Source organism: Rossellomorea marisflavi (assembly GCF_022170785.1).
Lineage (GTDB): Bacteria > Bacillota > Bacilli > Bacillales > Bacillaceae_B > Rossellomorea > Rossellomorea marisflavi_B.
This window is the reverse complement of the sequence record NZ_CP081870.1, coordinates 3,704,174-3,721,467: the sequence shown is the minus strand read 5'-3', so window position 1 is coordinate 3,721,467 and position 17,294 is coordinate 3,704,174. Positions and strand designations below refer to the sequence as shown.

Sequence of the window (17,294 nt, the reverse complement as noted above, 5' to 3'; positions counted from 1 at the left end):
TTGGACCCTTAGCTCAGTTGGTTAGAGCAGACGGCTCATAACCGTCCGGTCGCAGGTTCGAGTCCTGCAGGGTCCATTTATACATACGGAGGAATACCCAAGTCCGGCTGAAGGGATCGGTCTTGAAAACCGACAGGGGTGTCAAAGCCCGCGGGGGTTCGAATCCCCCTTCCTCCTCCATATTTCCTTTCATCTTTTATCGTCGCGGGGTGGAGCAGTTCGGTAGCTCGTCGGGCTCATAACCCGAAGGTCGCAGGTTCAAATCCTGTCCCCGCAATACCATGTTGATCCGAGAGGATCGGGATGTAGTGACAATGATAGCTTTGCTATCGCAGCACATTGATGTTTATTTCGCTAATGCGAATACTAATGATAGCTATTTTGCTATCGCAAAAAGCTTTGGTCCGGTAGTTCAGTTGGTTAGAATGCCTGCCTGTCACGCAGGAGGTCGCGGGTTCGAGTCCCGTCCGGACCGCCATTTATCTTTTTTATATGTAACAAAGACCTTTTATGGCTCAGTAGCTCAGTTGGTAGAGCAATGGACTGAAAATCCATGTGTCGGCGGTTCGATTCCGTCCTGAGCCACCATTGATGGAGGGGTAGCGAAGTGGCTAAACGCGGCGGACTGTAAATCCGCTCCTTCGGGTTCGGCAGTTCGAATCTGCCCCCCTCCACCATTTGTTTTCTTGAACTAGGTTCAAGTATAGAACGATCTATATAGGGGCATAGTTTAACGGTAGAACGAAGGTCTCCAAAACCTTTGGTGTGGGTTCGATTCCTACTGCCCCTGCCAAAAAAACACATGGCGATTGTGGCGAAGTGGTTAACGCACCGGATTGTGGTTCCGGCATTCGTGGGTTCGATTCCCATCAGTCGCCCCATATTATTGGGCTATAGCCAAGCGGTAAGGCATCGCACTTTGACTGCGACATGCGTTGGTTCGAATCCAGCTAGCCCAGCCAATAAGGCGGTATAGCCAAGTGGTAAGGCAGAGGTCTGCAAAACCTTCACCACCGGTTCAAATCCGGTTACCGCCTCCAATTTTATTTTTTTTCAGCACCTGCCGGTGTGGCGGAATAGGCAGACGCGCACGACTCAAAATCGTGTTCCGTAAGGAGTGCCGGTTCGACCCCGGCCACCGGTACCATTTTCAATTTAACATGCGGGTGTAGTTTAATGGTAAAACCTCAGCCTTCCAAGCTGATGTCGTGGGTTCGATTCCCATCACCCGCTCCAATTTATTTTCATGCGGGCCTATAGCTCAGCTGGTTAGAGCGCACGCCTGATAAGCGTGAGGTCGGTGGTTCGAGTCCACTTAGGCCCACCATCTACCATTCCGCAGTAGCTCAGTGGTAGAGCTATCGGCTGTTAACCGATCGGTCGCAAGTTCGAATCTTGCCTGCGGAGCCATTTCTTTTTAAAATTTTTTGAAAAAGTTTGAAAAAGAAGTTGACTTCTGCGAAGTTAATTGGTAAGCTGGTAATTGTTGCTGAGGCAATGTCGTCAAAAACTTTTTAAAATAAAGTATTGACAACAAACATCGATTACTGTAATATAGTAAGGGTCGCTTCGAGAGAAGCACTTGATATTTGAACCTTGAAAACTGAACAAAACAAGACAAACACGTCAACGTTAATTCTAGATTTATTTTTAAAAGAGCTATTCAAACTTTTTATGGAGAGTTTGATCCTGGCTCAGGACGAACGCTGGCGGCGTGCCTAATACATGCAAGTCGAGCGGATCGATGGGAGCTTGCTCCCTGAGATCAGCGGCGGACGGGTGAGTAACACGTGGGTAACCTGCCTGTAAGACTGGGATAACTCCGGGAAACCGGGGCTAATACCGGATAACACCTACCCCCGCATGGGGGAAGGTTGAAAGGTGGCTTCGGCTATCACTTACAGATGGACCCGCGGCGCATTAGCTAGTTGGTGAGGTAATGGCTCACCAAGGCGACGATGCGTAGCCGACCTGAGAGGGTGATCGGCCACACTGGGACTGAGACACGGCCCAGACTCCTACGGGAGGCAGCAGTAGGGAATCTTCCGCAATGGACGAAAGTCTGACGGAGCAACGCCGCGTGAGTGAAGAAGGTTTTCGGATCGTAAAACTCTGTTGTTAGGGAAGAACAAGTGCCGTTCGAATAGGGCGGCGCCTTGACGGTACCTAACCAGAAAGCCACGGCTAACTACGTGCCAGCAGCCGCGGTAATACGTAGGTGGCAAGCGTTGTCCGGAATTATTGGGCGTAAAGCGCGCGCAGGTGGTTTCTTAAGTCTGATGTGAAAGCCCACGGCTCAACCGTGGAGGGTCATTGGAAACTGGGGAACTTGAGTGCAGAAGAGGAAAGTGGAATTCCAAGTGTAGCGGTGAAATGCGTAGATATTTGGAGGAACACCAGTGGCGAAGGCGACTTTCTGGTCTGTAACTGACACTGAGGCGCGAAAGCGTGGGGAGCAAACAGGATTAGATACCCTGGTAGTCCACGCCGTAAACGATGAGTGCTAAGTGTTAGAGGGTTTCCGCCCTTTAGTGCTGCAGCTAACGCATTAAGCACTCCGCCTGGGGAGTACGGTCGCAAGACTGAAACTCAAAGGAATTGACGGGGGCCCGCACAAGCGGTGGAGCATGTGGTTTAATTCGAAGCAACGCGAAGAACCTTACCAGGTCTTGACATCCTCTGACAACCCTAGAGATAGGGCTTTCCCCTTCGGGGGACAGAGTGACAGGTGGTGCATGGTTGTCGTCAGCTCGTGTCGTGAGATGTTGGGTTAAGTCCCGCAACGAGCGCAACCCTTGATCTTAGTTGCCAGCATTCAGTTGGGCACTCTAAGATGACTGCCGGTGACAAACCGGAGGAAGGTGGGGATGACGTCAAATCATCATGCCCCTTATGACCTGGGCTACACACGTGCTACAATGGACGGTACAAAGGGCTGCAAGACCGCGAGGTTTAGCCAATCCCATAAAACCGTTCTCAGTTCGGATTGTAGGCTGCAACTCGCCTACATGAAGCTGGAATCGCTAGTAATCGCGGATCAGCATGCCGCGGTGAATACGTTCCCGGGCCTTGTACACACCGCCCGTCACACCACGAGAGTTTGTAACACCCGAAGTCGGTGAGGTAACCTTTTGGAGCCAGCCGCCTAAGGTGGGACAGATGATTGGGGTGAAGTCGTAACAAGGTAGCCGTATCGGAAGGTGCGGCTGGATCACCTCCTTTCTAAGGAAGATTTACTAAAACGTTTGACGACGTCGAAGTTTTGTTCAGTTTTGATGGTTTAAATCCATCTTCTATATTGTTCTTTGAAAACTAGATAAAGTTTTATTGATAGTCAAGAAATTACCGAGTATCGCCATTTTAGGTTTTTAACCAATTCGGTTAAGTTAATAAGGGCGCACGGTGGATGCCTTGGCACTAGGAGCCGACGAAGGACGGGACTAACACCGATATGCTTCGGGGAGCTGTAAGTGAGCTGATCCGAAGATTTCCGAATGGGGGAACCCACTGTTCGTAATGGAACAGTATCCTTGCTTGAATACATAGAGCATGGAAGGCAGACCCAGGGAACTGAAACATCTAAGTACCTGGAGGAAGAGAAAGCAAATGCGATTCCCTGAGTAGCGGCGAGCGAAACGGGATTAGCCCAAACCAAGAGGCTTGCCTCTTGGGGTTGTAGGACACTCTATACGGAGTTACAAAGGAACGGGGTAGACGAAGAAGTCTGGAAAGGCTCGTCAAAGAAGGTAACAACCCTGTAGTCGAAACTTCGTTCCCTCTTGAGTGGATCCTGAGTACGGCGGGACACGTGAAATCCCGTCGGAAGCTGGGAGGACCATCTCCCAAGGCTAAATACTCCCTAGTGACCGATAGTGAACCAGTACCGTGAGGGAAAGGTGAAAAGCACCCCGGAAGGGGAGTGAAATAGAACCTGAAACCGTGTGCCTACAAGTAGTCAGAGCCCGTTAACGGGTGATGGCGTGCCTTTTGTAGAATGAACCGGCGAGTTACGATCCCATGCAAGGTTAAGTTGAGAAGACGGAGCCGCAGCGAAAGCGAGTCTGAATAGGGCGAATGAGTATGTGGTCGTAGACCCGAAACCAGGTGATCTACCCATGTCCAGGATGAAGTCCAGGTAACACTGGATGGAGGTCCGAACCCACGCACGTTGAAAAGTGCGGGGATGAGGTGTGGGTAGCGGAGAAATTCCAATCGAACCTGGAGATAGCTGGTTCTCTCCGAAATAGCTTTAGGGCTAGCCTCATGTTGTAAGAGTCTTGGAGGTAGAGCACTGTTTGGACTAGGGGCCCTCATCGGGTTACCGAATTCAGACAAACTCCGAATGCCAAAGACTTATCCATGGGAGTCAGACTGCGAGTGATAAGATCCGTAGTCGAAAGGGAAACAGCCCAGACCACCAGCTAAGGTCCCAAAGTATACGTTAAGTGGAAAAGGATGTGGAGTTGCTTAGACAACCAGGATGTTGGCTTAGAAGCAGCCACCATTTAAAGAGTGCGTAATAGCTCACTGGTCGAGTGACTCTGCGCCGAAAATGTACCGGGGCTAAACGTATCACCGAAGCTGTGGATTGACACCGTTTGGTGTCAGTGGTAGGAGAGCGTTCTAAGGACTGCGAAGCTAGACCGTAAGGACTGGTGGAGTGCTTAGAAGTGAGAATGCCGGTATGAGTAGCGAAAGATGGGTGAGAATCCCATCCACCGAATGCCTAAGGTTTCCTGAGGAAGGCTCGTCCGCTCAGGGTTAGTCGGGACCTAAGTCGAGGCCGATAGGCGTAGACGATGGACAACAGGTTGATATTCCTGTACCACCTTTCTTCCATTTGAGCAATGGGGGGACGCAGGAGGATAGGGTAAGCGCACTGCTGGATATGTGCGTCTAAGCAGTTAGGCTGATGATGAGGCAAATCCCATCATCGTGAAGGCTGAGCTGTGATAGCGAGCGAATTATAGTAGCGAAGTTCCTGATTCCACACTGCCAAGAAAAGCCTCTAGCGAGGAAGATGGTGCCCGTACCGCAAACCGACACAGGTAGGCGAGGAGAGAATCCTAAGGTGAGCGAGAGAACTCTCGTTAAGGAACTCGGCAAAATGACCCCGTAACTTCGGGAGAAGGGGTGCTCTGGTAGGGTGCAAGCCCGAGAGAGCCGCAGTGAATAGGCCCAGGCGACTGTTTAGCAAAAACACAGGTCTCTGCGAAGCCGTAAGGCGAAGTATAGGGGCTGACGCCTGCCCGGTGCTGGAAGGTTAAGAGGAGTGCTTAGCGCAAGCGAAGGTGCGAATCGAAGCCCCAGTAAACGGCGGCCGTAACTATAACGGTCCTAAGGTAGCGAAATTCCTTGTCGGGTAAGTTCCGACCCGCACGAAAGGCGTAACGATCTGGGCACTGTCTCAACGAGAGACTCGGTGAAATTATAGTACCTGTGAAGATGCAGGTTACCCGCGACAGGACGGAAAGACCCCGTGGAGCTTTACTGTAGCCTGATATTGAATTTTGGCACAGCTTGTACAGGATAGGTAGGAGCCTTGGAAGCCGGAGCGCTAGCTTCGGTGGAGGCGTCGGTGGGATACTACCCTGGCTGTGTTGACATTCTAACCCGCGCCCCTTATCGGGGTGGGAGACAGTGTCAGGTGGGCAGTTTGACTGGGGCGGTCGCCTCCTAAAGAGTAACGGAGGCGCCCAAAGGTTCCCTCAGAATGGTTGGAAATCATTCGCAGAGTGTAAAGGCACAAGGGAGCTTGACTGCGAGACCTACAAGTCGAGCAGGGACGAAAGTCGGGCTTAGTGATCCGGTGGTTCCGCATGGAAGGGCCATCGCTCAACGGATAAAAGCTACCCCGGGGATAACAGGCTTATCTCCCCCAAGAGTCCACATCGACGGGGAGGTTTGGCACCTCGATGTCGGCTCATCGCATCCTGGGGCTGTAGTCGGTCCCAAGGGTTGGGCTGTTCGCCCATTAAAGCGGTACGCGAGCTGGGTTCAGAACGTCGTGAGACAGTTCGGTCCCTATCCGTCGTGGGCGCAGGAAATTTGAGAGGAGCTGTCCTTAGTACGAGAGGACCGGGATGGACGCACCGCTGGTGTACCAGTTGTCTTGCCAAAGGCATCGCTGGGTAGCTATGTGCGGAAGGGATAAGTGCTGAAAGCATCTAAGCATGAAGCCCCCCTCGAGATGAGATTTCCCATCACTTTATGTGAGTAAGATCCCTGAAAGATGATCAGGTAGATAGGTCAGAGGTGGAAGTGTGGCGACACATGGAGCTGACTGATACTAATCGATCGAGGACTTAACCAAAGTAAGACGAAGGAGGCGCTTCGCGTCTCCCGGACTGGACGATACGCCGGTAATGATTGACTATCAACCCTTTATCTAGTTTTGAAAGAACAATTCTTTCAATGGAATACCTGTCTGGTGACATTGGCGAAGAGGTCACACCCGTTCCCATGCCGAACACGGAAGTTAAGCTCTTCAGCGCCGATGGTAGTTGGGGGATCTCCCCCTGTGAGAGTAGGACGTCGCCAGGCAATATTGAGAAAGCAGCTCATTTGATGGGTTGCTTTTTTAATTTGAATCAATGAAAATGTAGGTTCTATGGGGATTGTTGGGGTTAATCCTCAATGTAAGTGCACAAAAACGAACATAATCGGTTAGACTTCTATACTTGAACTGCTAGAAATGAATGAATTCTACCATAAAGTTTAAAAAGTTTTAAAAAGAAGTTGACTTCTACGAAGTTAATTGGTAAGCTAGTAATTGTTGCTGAGGCAATGATCGTCAAAAACTTTTTAAAATAAAGTGTTGACAACGAACATCGATTACTGTAATGTAGTAAGGGTCGCTTCGAGAGAAGCACTTGATATTTGAACCTTGAAAACTGAACAAAACAAGACAAACACGTCAACGTTAATTCTAGATTTATTTTTAAAAGAGCTATTCAAACTTTTTATGGAGAGTTTGATCCTGGCTCAGGACGAACGCTGGCGGCGTGCCTAATACATGCAAGTCGAGCGGATCGATGGGAGCTTGCTCCCTGAGATCAGCGGCGGACGGGTGAGTAACACGTGGGTAACCTGCCTGTAAGACTGGGATAACTCCGGGAAACCGGGGCTAATACCGGATAACACCTACCCCCGCATGGGGGAAGGTTGAAAGGTGGCTTCGGCTATCACTTACAGATGGACCCGCGGCGCATTAGCTAGTTGGTGAGGTAATGGCTCACCAAGGCGACGATGCGTAGCCGACCTGAGAGGGTGATCGGCCACACTGGGACTGAGACACGGCCCAGACTCCTACGGGAGGCAGCAGTAGGGAATCTTCCGCAATGGACGAAAGTCTGACGGAGCAACGCCGCGTGAGTGAAGAAGGTTTTCGGATCGTAAAACTCTGTTGTTAGGGAAGAACAAGTGCCGTTCGAATAGGGCGGCGCCTTGACGGTACCTAACCAGAAAGCCACGGCTAACTACGTGCCAGCAGCCGCGGTAATACGTAGGTGGCAAGCGTTGTCCGGAATTATTGGGCGTAAAGCGCGCGCAGGTGGTTTCTTAAGTCTGATGTGAAAGCCCACGGCTCAACCGTGGAGGGTCATTGGAAACTGGGGAACTTGAGTGCAGAAGAGGAAAGTGGAATTCCAAGTGTAGCGGTGAAATGCGTAGATATTTGGAGGAACACCAGTGGCGAAGGCGACTTTCTGGTCTGTAACTGACACTGAGGCGCGAAAGCGTGGGGAGCAAACAGGATTAGATACCCTGGTAGTCCACGCCGTAAACGATGAGTGCTAAGTGTTAGAGGGTTTCCGCCCTTTAGTGCTGCAGCTAACGCATTAAGCACTCCGCCTGGGGAGTACGGTCGCAAGACTGAAACTCAAAGGAATTGACGGGGGCCCGCACAAGCGGTGGAGCATGTGGTTTAATTCGAAGCAACGCGAAGAACCTTACCAGGTCTTGACATCCTCTGACAACCCTAGAGATAGGGCTTTCCCCTTCGGGGGACAGAGTGACAGGTGGTGCATGGTTGTCGTCAGCTCGTGTCGTGAGATGTTGGGTTAAGTCCCGCAACGAGCGCAACCCTTGATCTTAGTTGCCAGCATTCAGTTGGGCACTCTAAGATGACTGCCGGTGACAAACCGGAGGAAGGTGGGGATGACGTCAAATCATCATGCCCCTTATGACCTGGGCTACACACGTGCTACAATGGACGGTACAAAGGGCTGCAAGACCGCGAGGTTTAGCCAATCCCATAAAACCGTTCTCAGTTCGGATTGTAGGCTGCAACTCGCCTACATGAAGCTGGAATCGCTAGTAATCGCGGATCAGCATGCCGCGGTGAATACGTTCCCGGGCCTTGTACACACCGCCCGTCACACCACGAGAGTTTGTAACACCCGAAGTCGGTGAGGTAACCTTTTGGAGCCAGCCGCCTAAGGTGGGACAGATGATTGGGGTGAAGTCGTAACAAGGTAGCCGTATCGGAAGGTGCGGCTGGATCACCTCCTTTCTAAGGAAGATTTACTAAAACGTTTGACGACGTCGAAGTTTTGTTCAGTTTTGATGGTTTAAATCCATCTTCTATATTGTTCTTTGAAAACTAGATAAAGTTTTATTGATAGTCAAGAAATTACCGAGTATCGCCATTTTAGGTTTTTAACCAATTCGGTTAAGTTAATAAGGGCGCACGGTGGATGCCTTGGCACTAGGAGCCGACGAAGGACGGGACTAACACCGATATGCTTCGGGGAGCTGTAAGTGAGCTGATCCGAAGATTTCCGAATGGGGGAACCCACTGTTCGTAATGGAACAGTATCCTTGCTTGAATACATAGAGCATGGAAGGCAGACCCAGGGAACTGAAACATCTAAGTACCTGGAGGAAGAGAAAGCAAATGCGATTCCCTGAGTAGCGGCGAGCGAAACGGGATTAGCCCAAACCAAGAGGCTTGCCTCTTGGGGTTGTAGGACACTCTATACGGAGTTACAAAGGAACGGGGTAGACGAAGAAGTCTGGAAAGGCTCGTCAAAGAAGGTAACAACCCTGTAGTCGAAACTTCGTTCCCTCTTGAGTGGATCCTGAGTACGGCGGGACACGTGAAATCCCGTCGGAAGCTGGGAGGACCATCTCCCAAGGCTAAATACTCCCTAGTGACCGATAGTGAACCAGTACCGTGAGGGAAAGGTGAAAAGCACCCCGGAAGGGGAGTGAAATAGAACCTGAAACCGTGTGCCTACAAGTAGTCAGAGCCCGTTAACGGGTGATGGCGTGCCTTTTGTAGAATGAACCGGCGAGTTACGATCCCATGCAAGGTTAAGTTGAGAAGACGGAGCCGCAGCGAAAGCGAGTCTGAATAGGGCGAATGAGTATGTGGTCGTAGACCCGAAACCAGGTGATCTACCCATGTCCAGGATGAAGTCCAGGTAACACTGGATGGAGGTCCGAACCCACGCACGTTGAAAAGTGCGGGGATGAGGTGTGGGTAGCGGAGAAATTCCAATCGAACCTGGAGATAGCTGGTTCTCTCCGAAATAGCTTTAGGGCTAGCCTCATGTTGTAAGAGTCTTGGAGGTAGAGCACTGTTTGGACTAGGGGCCCTCATCGGGTTACCGAATTCAGACAAACTCCGAATGCCAAAGACTTATCCATGGGAGTCAGACTGCGAGTGATAAGATCCGTAGTCGAAAGGGAAACAGCCCAGACCACCAGCTAAGGTCCCAAAGTATACGTTAAGTGGAAAAGGATGTGGAGTTGCTTAGACAACCAGGATGTTGGCTTAGAAGCAGCCACCATTTAAAGAGTGCGTAATAGCTCACTGGTCGAGTGACTCTGCGCCGAAAATGTACCGGGGCTAAACGTATCACCGAAGCTGTGGATTGACACCGTTTGGTGTCAGTGGTAGGAGAGCGTTCTAAGGACTGCGAAGCTAGACCGTAAGGACTGGTGGAGTGCTTAGAAGTGAGAATGCCGGTATGAGTAGCGAAAGATGGGTGAGAATCCCATCCACCGAATGCCTAAGGTTTCCTGAGGAAGGCTCGTCCGCTCAGGGTTAGTCGGGACCTAAGTCGAGGCCGATAGGCGTAGACGATGGACAACAGGTTGATATTCCTGTACCACCTTTCTTCCATTTGAGCAATGGGGGGACGCAGGAGGATAGGGTAAGCGCACTGCTGGATATGTGCGTCTAAGCAGTTAGGCTGATGATGAGGCAAATCCCATCATCGTGAAGGCTGAGCTGTGATAGCGAGCGAATTATAGTAGCGAAGTTCCTGATTCCACACTGCCAAGAAAAGCCTCTAGCGAGGAAGATGGTGCCCGTACCGCAAACCGACACAGGTAGGCGAGGAGAGAATCCTAAGGTGAGCGAGAGAACTCTCGTTAAGGAACTCGGCAAAATGACCCCGTAACTTCGGGAGAAGGGGTGCTCTGGTAGGGTGCAAGCCCGAGAGAGCCGCAGTGAATAGGCCCAGGCGACTGTTTAGCAAAAACACAGGTCTCTGCGAAGCCGTAAGGCGAAGTATAGGGGCTGACGCCTGCCCGGTGCTGGAAGGTTAAGAGGAGTGCTTAGCGCAAGCGAAGGTGCGAATCGAAGCCCCAGTAAACGGCGGCCGTAACTATAACGGTCCTAAGGTAGCGAAATTCCTTGTCGGGTAAGTTCCGACCCGCACGAAAGGCGTAACGATCTGGGCACTGTCTCAACGAGAGACTCGGTGAAATTATAGTACCTGTGAAGATGCAGGTTACCCGCGACAGGACGGAAAGACCCCGTGGAGCTTTACTGTAGCCTGATATTGAATTTTGGCACAGCTTGTACAGGATAGGTAGGAGCCTTGGAAGCCGGAGCGCTAGCTTCGGTGGAGGCGTCGGTGGGATACTACCCTGGCTGTGTTGACATTCTAACCCGCGCCCCTTATCGGGGTGGGAGACAGTGTCAGGTGGGCAGTTTGACTGGGGCGGTCGCCTCCTAAAGAGTAACGGAGGCGCCCAAAGGTTCCCTCAGAATGGTTGGAAATCATTCGCAGAGTGTAAAGGCACAAGGGAGCTTGACTGCGAGACCTACAAGTCGAGCAGGGACGAAAGTCGGGCTTAGTGATCCGGTGGTTCCGCATGGAAGGGCCATCGCTCAACGGATAAAAGCTACCCCGGGGATAACAGGCTTATCTCCCCCAAGAGTCCACATCGACGGGGAGGTTTGGCACCTCGATGTCGGCTCATCGCATCCTGGGGCTGTAGTCGGTCCCAAGGGTTGGGCTGTTCGCCCATTAAAGCGGTACGCGAGCTGGGTTCAGAACGTCGTGAGACAGTTCGGTCCCTATCCGTCGTGGGCGCAGGAAATTTGAGAGGAGCTGTCCTTAGTACGAGAGGACCGGGATGGACGCACCGCTGGTGTACCAGTTGTCTTGCCAAAGGCATCGCTGGGTAGCTATGTGCGGAAGGGATAAGTGCTGAAAGCATCTAAGCATGAAGCCCCCCTCGAGATGAGATTTCCCATCACTTTATGTGAGTAAGATCCCTGAAAGATGATCAGGTAGATAGGTCAGAGGTGGAAGTGTGGCGACACATGGAGCTGACTGATACTAATCGATCGAGGACTTAACCAAAGTAAGACGAAGGAGGCGCTTCGCGTCTCCCGGACTGGACGATACGCCGGTAATGATTGACTATCAACCCTTTATCTAGTTTTGAAAGAACAATTCTTTCAATGGAATACCTGTCTGGTGACATTGGCGAAGAGGTCACACCCGTTCCCATGCCGAACACGGAAGTTAAGCTCTTCAGCGCCGATGGTAGTTGGGGGATCTCCCCCTGTGAGAGTAGGACGTCGCCAGGCAATATTGAGAAAGCAGCTCATTTGATGGGTTGCTTTTTTGTTGTGTTTTTTTTGGTGAGGGAATGAAATGGATGGGAGCATCTAATCAGCAAGGAGACATGTAGACAACAGGAAGAGCGAAAAGTTTAATGACCTGTGGGAGTTTGCGATCAGCGAAGTGGAAGGGGCAGAGGTGTCTGCCTGAGATGAGGCTAGTGGGGAGTCCGCGCTTAGTTGCGACTTTTTTTCGTTCCGAGCGAAGGGGGAGTGATACGTGCGGACAGGGACCTTTTATCAGCGATATTATTTCTAAACAATGGTACGTCTTTTCCATAGGAGATCATTCGACATTCCTCGCAACACCTTATGCCCATTTAGAACACTCTAGGACTCGTCTCTCCTCTCCAGGCGCGAAAACACCTGTGAAATTCAACGATTTCCTTACGATATTTTTAACATTATTTGCGGAAATCCACTTATTATCTTTGAAGCGTATTACTGCCCATTTTTTAATTTGCTATTCATTCTCCGTATTTGCGAACACCTCTATTTAGTAGCGACTAGAGAACCGCAGAAGCAAAAGAGCTTTTACAACCTGTGGAAGTCTATGATCAGCGAAGTGGATAGAAAAGAGACGGTGTCCAAAGAGCTGGGGATAGGAGAAGCAGTACTTATTTGCGAAATAGATTCACGTCGCATGTTTAACTAGTGATCATGAAAGAGTGTCTACATAAAACTCTCTCCACCATGCTACCCGAACTTCACAGAAGTTGACTTCTTCCTTCCAATTCTCTAGGATTAGACAAAAGAACGTTTTCGCTGTGAAAGGGTGGGTCTCTTGAGAGGAACTTCTGGCAGTACGATTGAAATGTTTTTAGGGTGGCTTGAGAAAGAGGGAAAGTCAGGCAAGACGATTTTGACGTATCAGCAGGAGCTTAAGAAGTTTGATCAGTGGCTGGGGGAGCGCGGGTTGGTCCTTATGGAAATCAGCCATGATGATGTTCAGGAATATATGATTCATTTGGAAGAGCAGGGAAAGAGTCCGATTACAACGGATAAGGTGCTGGGTGTGATCCGGACGCTAACCCGTTTTTTGAAGCGGCCGGATGTGGGGCTTGATATCAGGATCAAGCATGCGCCGAAGAAGGATGAGATTGATGTGCTCACAAAGGAAGAGTGTGAGGGTCTCCTGGTCGAGGTGCGGGAAAGCCGAAATGCCCGCAATGAAGCGATCGTCCTCACTCTTCTTCATACCGGTATACGTGTATCTGAACTTTGCGGTCTCGATTTGACGGATCTGGATCTCGAACGGGGAGTCTTGAGGGTGTCGGACACCCATGGGGATGAGAGGGTGATCCCGCTGACCGATGCGTTGAAGTCCTCTCTTACGGCTTACCTGGATGAAATACAGCCTGTCGGTCCCTTGTTTGTGTCGCGGTCACGTGAACGGTTGACGGAAAGATCGGTTCAATATATGTTGAAGAAATTTCATGTGAATGCCCAGAAGCTGCGCCATACCTTTTGTCAGCAGCTTGTGGACCGGGGAGTTAGCCTGGAGGTGGTCTCTAGGCTTGCGGGTCACCGGGATATCAATGTGACGCGGCGCTACGTGAAGACAGCGGTGGAAGGTTCCGAGCTTGAGCGTGCCATCAGGGAGACATTTTCCCATGAGGGGTGAGGGGCATCATTCTCCTCCGCGGTATGATATAGTAATAGGGAAAATCGATACGTGATGAGAGGTGTCGCTTATGGATAAAGATGAACTGGCAAGGAAACGATGGATGGCGGTTCCGGCCCATATCCGTGAAAAGCTTGAAGGAAATGTATTTTGTCGGACCTGTGGAGTCACGCGGATTATTGACTACATCGTGGACTCGGCGGACTTCAAAGTCTTGTTGATAGGCACCTGCGCTCAATGTGGAGGGTCTGTTAGCCGCGTTATCGATTAAGAAGACAGCACATGCAAGGCGGATGGGAAACCATCCGCCTTTTTTAAGTTGCCACAGAGAATCACTTCCGTTGGAATGAGGAAAATCAATACGTGTTTATGAAAGCGCTTTTAAAATATAATCAAAGTAGCATTAAAAGAGGGGATGATGACAGTGGTAAGAATTTTATTGGCATGCTCTGCAGGGATGTCCACCAGCCTGCTTGTATCGAAGATGAAGGAAGCGGCTGAATCCAAGGGGATGGATGCTGAGATATGGGCTGTGGCTCAGGATAAGGCTTTTGTCGATATGGAAAGGGCGGATGTCCTGCTGATCGGACCGCAGATGAGATTCATGAAGCGGAAATATGAAGAGAAGGCGAAGGACTCCGGCATTCCAGTGGATACAATCGACCCCGTTTCCTACGGGCGTGTCGACGGGAAAGCGGTATTGGAAAAAGCGTTGGACCTTATAAAAAAATGATCAGGGGGGACCTGGGATGAACAAATTCATGCAGGTGTTGGAAAATGTGTTGCTTCCGGTTGCAGATAAACTGAATAATAACCGGTACTTAACGGCGCTCAGGGACGGGTTCATGGTGGCCCTGCCGTTGATCATCTTCGGATCGATCTTCGTGGTACTCGCCAATCTTCCATTTTTGGATAAACTCATCGGTAAAGATGCCTATTCGGCCTATCAGTCGGCACTTGGCCCTGCTTCTGCCGCGACGCTTACGATCATGGGACTGTTCGTGATCATCGGCATCGGGAGCAAGCTCACCGAACACTACGGGGGCGAAAGTCTTTATGGCGGAGTGGCCGCCCTGGCTGCCTTCCTGATCCTCACACCTCAGACGTTTGAAGGGGTGAACGGAGTCATTCCTACTTCGAGCCTTGGTGCGCAGGGGATGTTCGTAGGGATCCTGACCGCTTTCATAGCAGCGGAGCTCTATAGGTTCTTCACTCAGAGGGGGTGGACGCTGAAGATACCGAACGGTGTCCCGGATGCCGTGGCCCGTTCGTTCAGCGCTTTGATTCCGATTACCCTGACCCTGAGTACATTCCTGATCGTAAGGGTCATATTTGAATATCTTCCGTACGGCAGTGTGCAGAACTTTGTGTATGATGTGGTGCAGGCGCCCCTTACCTCCCTTGGTTCTGGATTGCCGGCAACAATCGTGGCCGTGCTTCTGATCCAGGTGTTCTGGTTCTTCGGGCTTCACGGACAGATCATCGTGAATTCTGTATTCGACCCGATCTGGTATGCTTTGGCCAATGAAAATCTGCAGGCATTCCAGGCTGGGGAAGAGCTTCCCCATATCGTCAGCAAACAATTTATTGATTCCTTCATCGTAGGGATGGGAGGGTCGGGCATGACCCTTGCCGTCATTCTCGGCATCTTCATCATCGGGAAGAGCCGTCAGATGAAAGAACTGGGTAAGATCGGGGCACCGGCCGGGCTCTTCAATGTGAATGAGCCGATCATCTTCGGTCTCCCCATCATCATGAATCCCCTTGCCTTCATCCCGTGGCTGCTGGCACCGGTGATCGTGGCTGTGTTCACGTACTTTGTCATGGCAACGGGAATCGTTCCACCGCCGACGGGGGTCATCGTCCCATGGACGACTCCGACGATCCTGAATGGGGCCCTGGCGACGAACTCATGGCAGGGAGGCGTCCTGCAGGCAGTGAACATCTTCATCGTCTTTACCATCTGGTGGCCGTTCCTCAGGATCATGGATAAACAATACTATGAGCTTGAACGCAGTGGAGAAGGGTCAACGGATATCAATAAGAGTGCATAATGGAATGCGATTTCAAAAAAGGTGGCGAATGTAATGGAACAGCAACAAGCAGATCTTACGGAAATATCCTTTCAAATCATCCTCTATGCAGGAAACGGAAAGTCATTTGCCATGGAAGCCATACAGGAAGCGAAGCGGAAAGATTTCAAGCGTGCAGATGAACTGATCGTCCAGGCGGGTGAGGAACTGGCCAAAGCCCATGAGTATCAGACCAAGCTCATCCAGCAGGAAGCCATGGGGCAGAGCAATCCGCTCAATGTGCTGCTCATCCATTCGCAGGATCATCTCATGACCTCAATGACCGTCAGGGATCTGGCTGTAGAAATCATCGAAATCTACCGATACAAGGAGTGGGATAAATGAAGAGGGAATTTCCAGAGGGCTTCTGGTGGGGTAGCGCGACTTCCTCCACCCAGCTCGAAGGGGCCGCGTCTGAAGGCGGCAAAGGAAAGAATATATGGGATCATTGGTATGAAGTCGAGCCTGGTCGTTTCTTTGATGGGGTGGGTCCGGAGCATACGTCGGGCTTCTATCATCGCTATCGTGAAGACATTGCATTGATGAAGGAAATCGGGCACAATACGTACCGCTTCTCGATCTCGTGGTCACGCCTCATCCCTGGGGGAGAAGGCCCGGTGAACGAAGAGGCGGCCACCTTTTATGGGAATGTCATCGATGAGCTCCTGAAGCAGGGCATCGAGCCGTTCGTCACGCTGTATCACTTCGATATGCCGAAGGAAATGCAGGACCAAGGCGGGTTCGAGAACCGTCGTGTGGTCGAGGTGTTTGCACGCTATGCAAAAGTCTGTTTTGAGCTGTACGGTGACCGGGTGAAGAAGTGGTTCACATTCAACGAGCCCATTGTTCCAGTCGAGGGCGGCTACCTGTATGATTTCCACTATCCCACTATCGTCGATGGGAAGAAGGCTACTCAGGTGGCGTATCACACGATGATTGCAAGTGCACTTGCAATCTCGGAATATAGGAAAGTGGGAGACGGAAAGATCGGGATCATCCTCAATCTGACGCCTTCCTATCCGCGGAGTGAGCATCCAGCTGACGTCAAGGCATCCAAGATAGCGGATCTTTTCTTCAATCGAAGCTTCCTTGATCCATCGGTTCTTGGGGAATATCCACAGGAGCTGATCGACCTCCTTGCCGACTATGATCATCTTCCGGCTACGCACGAAGGAGACCGGGAGCTTCTTAAGCAGAATACGATTGATCTCCTTGGGGTGAATTACTATCAGCCGAGGAGGGTGAAGGCGAAGGAGTATCTGCCGAACCCGGAGGCCCCGTTCATGCCTGAATGGTTCTTTGACCACTATGAGATGCCGGGCAGGAAGATGAATCCGTACCGCGGGTGGGAAATCTACGAAAAAGGCATTTACGATATCATGATGAATCTGAAAGAAAACTACGGGAATATCGAGTCGTTCGTTTCCGAGAACGGCATGGGTGTCCAAGATGAAGGGCGCTTCGAGAAGGATGGCATGATCCATGATGATTACCGGATCGACTTCATAAGGGGCCATCTCGAGTGGCTGCATACGGCCATTGAGCAAGGCTGCCAGGCGAAGGGATATCATCTATGGACGTTCATGGACAACTGGTCTTGGATGAATGCGTATAAAAATCGTTATGGATTCTATCAGGTGGATCTCGATACAATGGAGAGGAAGCCGAAGAAGAGTGCCCACTGGTTCAAGGAAGTATCGACTCAAAATGGATTCTAAGCAGTGGCAAAGGC

Annotated in this window: 6 protein-coding genes, 14 tRNA genes and 6 rRNA genes; all 26 read left to right on the top strand. The window is 50.9% G+C overall.

What is annotated here, in order from left to right; all coding sequences use genetic code 11:
- The first annotated feature begins 2 nt into the window (after positions 1-2).
- Positions 3-76 (top strand) — tRNA-Ile (locus tag K6T23_RS19365).
- A gap of 11 nt (positions 77-87) precedes the next feature.
- Positions 88-180, top strand: a tRNA-Ser gene (locus K6T23_RS19360).
- A 23-nt stretch (positions 181-203) separates the two neighbouring features.
- Positions 204-277 (top strand) — tRNA-Met (locus tag K6T23_RS19355).
- A gap of 124 nt (positions 278-401) precedes the next feature.
- Positions 402-478 (top strand) — tRNA-Asp (locus tag K6T23_RS19350).
- A gap of 34 nt (positions 479-512) precedes the next feature.
- Positions 513-588: transfer RNA gene (locus K6T23_RS19345), tRNA-Phe, on the top strand.
- Between the two features lie 5 nt (positions 589-593).
- Positions 594-677: transfer RNA gene (locus tag K6T23_RS19340), tRNA-Tyr, on the top strand.
- Between the two features lie 42 nt (positions 678-719).
- Positions 720-793: transfer RNA gene (locus K6T23_RS19335), tRNA-Trp, on the top strand.
- 12 nt (positions 794-805) lie between these two features.
- Positions 806-881: transfer RNA gene (locus K6T23_RS19330), tRNA-His, on the top strand.
- A 6-nt stretch (positions 882-887) separates the two neighbouring features.
- Positions 888-962 (top strand) — tRNA-Gln (locus tag K6T23_RS19325).
- Positions 963-966: 4 nt separating this feature from the next.
- Positions 967-1,040 (top strand) — tRNA-Cys (locus tag K6T23_RS19320).
- Positions 1,041-1,062: 22 nt separating this feature from the next.
- Positions 1,063-1,147 (top strand) — tRNA-Leu (locus tag K6T23_RS19315).
- A gap of 15 nt (positions 1,148-1,162) precedes the next feature.
- Positions 1,163-1,236, top strand: a tRNA-Gly gene (locus K6T23_RS19310).
- Positions 1,237-1,250: 14 nt separating this feature from the next.
- A tRNA-Ile gene (locus tag K6T23_RS19305) sits at positions 1,251-1,327 on the top strand.
- An 8-nt stretch (positions 1,328-1,335) separates the two neighbouring features.
- A tRNA-Asn gene (locus K6T23_RS19300) sits at positions 1,336-1,410 on the top strand.
- A 261-nt stretch (positions 1,411-1,671) separates the two neighbouring features.
- Positions 1,672-3,222: ribosomal RNA gene (locus K6T23_RS19295) — 16S ribosomal RNA — on the top strand.
- Positions 3,223-3,379: 157 nt separating this feature from the next.
- Positions 3,380-6,313 (top strand): 23S ribosomal RNA (locus tag K6T23_RS19290).
- Positions 6,314-6,426: 113 nt separating this feature from the next.
- A 5S ribosomal RNA gene (rrf, locus tag K6T23_RS19285) occupies positions 6,427-6,543 on the top strand.
- A gap of 418 nt (positions 6,544-6,961) precedes the next feature.
- Positions 6,962-8,512, top strand: a 16S ribosomal RNA gene (locus K6T23_RS19280).
- Between the two features lie 157 nt (positions 8,513-8,669).
- A 23S ribosomal RNA gene (locus K6T23_RS19275) occupies positions 8,670-11,603 on the top strand.
- Positions 11,604-11,716: 113 nt separating this feature from the next.
- Positions 11,717-11,833, top strand: a 5S ribosomal RNA gene (rrf, locus tag K6T23_RS19270).
- The 16S, 23S and 5S rRNA genes sit together here with 14 tRNA genes alongside, the layout of an rRNA operon.
- An 847-nt stretch (positions 11,834-12,680) precedes the next feature.
- On the top strand, positions 12,681-13,490 hold the full coding sequence (locus K6T23_RS19265; protein ID WP_162244172.1) for a tyrosine-type recombinase/integrase: 810 nt from the start codon (positions 12,681-12,683) through the stop codon (positions 13,488-13,490).
- Between the two features lie 70 nt (positions 13,491-13,560).
- Positions 13,561-13,761: a hypothetical protein gene (locus tag K6T23_RS19260; RefSeq protein WP_238282738.1), complete on the top strand. Its 201-nt coding sequence runs from the start codon at positions 13,561-13,563 to the stop codon at positions 13,759-13,761.
- Positions 13,762-13,914: 153 nt separating this feature from the next.
- Complete coding sequence (locus K6T23_RS19255; protein WP_053429377.1) at positions 13,915-14,223, top strand: PTS sugar transporter subunit IIB; 309 nt, start codon at positions 13,915-13,917, stop codon at positions 14,221-14,223.
- 16 nt (positions 14,224-14,239) lie between these two features.
- Positions 14,240-15,544: a PTS cellobiose transporter subunit IIC gene (gene celB / locus K6T23_RS19250; protein ID WP_238282736.1), complete on the top strand. Its 1,305-nt coding sequence runs from the start codon at positions 14,240-14,242 to the stop codon at positions 15,542-15,544.
- Between the two features lie 33 nt (positions 15,545-15,577).
- Positions 15,578-15,907 carry a PTS sugar transporter subunit IIA gene (locus tag K6T23_RS19245; protein ID WP_048006599.1) on the top strand — a complete coding sequence of 110 codons (330 nt, stop codon included), beginning with the start codon at positions 15,578-15,580 and terminating at the stop codon, positions 15,905-15,907.
- A complete protein-coding gene (locus K6T23_RS19240) occupies positions 15,904-17,280 on the top strand; it encodes a glycoside hydrolase family 1 protein (protein WP_238282734.1) in 1,377 nt (458 codons plus the stop codon). Before K6T23_RS19245 ends, K6T23_RS19240 begins: the two co-directional genes overlap by 4 nt.
- Positions 17,281-17,294 lie beyond the last annotated feature (14 nt).